This window comes from Kitasatospora sp. NPDC091257 (genome assembly GCF_044757675.1).
In the GTDB taxonomy this organism is placed as follows: Bacteria; Actinomycetota; Actinomycetes; order Streptomycetales; family Streptomycetaceae; genus Kitasatospora; species Kitasatospora lactacystinica.
On sequence record NZ_JBIVVI010001625.1, the window covers coordinates 1 to 1,565 of the forward strand.

Sequence of the window (1,565 nt, forward strand, 5' to 3'; positions counted from 1 at the left end):
GGGAGGAAGCGGTCATCCCGCCGTTCCCCGTCTGGGTCCGTGCCGTCGGGCCCGGCAAGGACCCAGGAGACCGGCCCTACACGCCGAGGTAGTGCAGGACGGCCAGGATGCGGCGGTTGTGGTCCGTGGTGCGGGGCAGGTCCAGCTTGTCGAAGACGGCGTTGAGGTTCTTCTCCACCGCGCTCAGTGAGACGTGCAGCCGCTGCGCGATGGCGGCGTTGGTCCAGCCCTCGGCGAGCGCCTCCAGGACGCTGCGCTCCCGCGGGGTGAGCCGGGCCAGCGGGTCGGTGCGGGTGGAGTGCACCACCAGGCGGCGGACCACCTCCGGGTCGATCACCGCGCCGCCCGCCGCGACCCGCACCAGGGCGTCCAGGAACTCCTCGACCTCGGCCACCCGGTCCTTCAGCAGATAGCCGACCCGCTCCGCTCCGGCGTCCAACAGCCGGGCCGCGTAACCGCGTTCGATGTGCTGGGAGAGCACCAGGACCCCGACCCGCGGCCACCGCTCGCGGATCTCCACCGCCGCCCGCAGCCCCTCGTCGGTGTGGGTCGGCGGCATCCGGATGTCCACCACCACGACGTCCGGCGGCTGCTCCGCCACCGCCGCGGTCAGCGCCGTCGCGTCGCCCACCGCGGCCAGCACCTCGTGCCCCTCCTCGGCGAGCAGGCGGACCAGGCCCTCCCGCAGCAGGGTCGAGTCCTCGGCGAGGGTCACGCGCATGGCAGCTCCGCGGTGATGACGGTCGGGCCCCCGGCGGGGCTGTGGACGTGGAGGGTACCGTCCAGCGCGGCCACCCGCCCGCGCAGGCCGGTCAGGCCGCTGCCGGTAGGGTCCGCGCCGCCCGCGCCGTCGTCCTCCACCCGCACCGTGAGCAGGCCGGTGGCCCGCTCGACCCGGGCCGAGACCGCCGAGGCGGCGGAGTGCTTGGCGGCGTTGGTGACGCACTCCGACACCACGAAGTAGGCCGCGGTCCGCACCGGTTCGGGGAGCGGGCCGGCCACCTCGTAGCGCAGCCGCAGCGGGATGGCGCACCGCTCGGCCACCCCGCCCAGCGCCTCCTCCAGCCCCAGGGTGTCCAGCGCCGACGGGTACGCCCGCCAGGCCACCTCGCGCAGCTCGGTCAGCACCTCCTGCGCCTCCCGGTGCGCCTGGCGCAGCAGCGCCTCCGTCCGCTCCGGGCCCTGGTGGCGGTCCAGGCCGCGCCGCACCCGGCCGAGCAGCATCGCCAGCGCCACCACCCGCTGCTGCACGCCGTCGTGCAGATCCCGCTCGATCCGGCGCCGCTCGGTGTCCACCGCCCGCACCACCGCGGCCCGGCTGTCCGCGAGTTCGGCGATCCGGCGGCGCAGCAGCTCGGCCTCGGACGGCCCGAAGCACTCCCGGGCGGTCCGGGCGTCCAGCGCGGCCAGCGAGAACAGGCCCTGTACGGCCAGGAAGAGCAGCACCCCGCCGAGCAGCACCTGGGTCGCCAGCTCCTCCCAGCCCAGCGAGCCGCGCAGCCAGCCGTTGAGGACGACGCCGGCGAGTATCTCGTCGGTGTCGACGGCGTCGGCGGCCTGGAGGG

2 protein-coding genes are annotated in these 1,565 nt (G+C 75.7%); both read right to left on the bottom strand.

What is annotated here, in order from left to right:
• Positions 1–76: 76 nt before the first annotated feature.
• Entirely contained in the window at positions 77–721 is a 645-nt protein-coding gene (locus tag ACIQOV_RS40830) for a response regulator (RefSeq protein ID WP_401056122.1), read from the bottom strand.
• Positions 712–1,565: sensor histidine kinase (locus ACIQOV_RS40835; protein ID WP_401056124.1), on the bottom strand; the 854-nt coding region annotated here is incomplete at its 5' end. The genes ACIQOV_RS40835 and ACIQOV_RS40830, both read right to left, overlap by 10 nt.

What these genes read in the sequence shown, in the direction of transcription:
- ACIQOV_RS40830 (WP_401056122.1), bottom strand. Translation starts at nt 721, where the DNA reads ATGCGCGTGACCCTCGCCGAGGACTCGACCCTGCTGCGGGAGGGCCTG.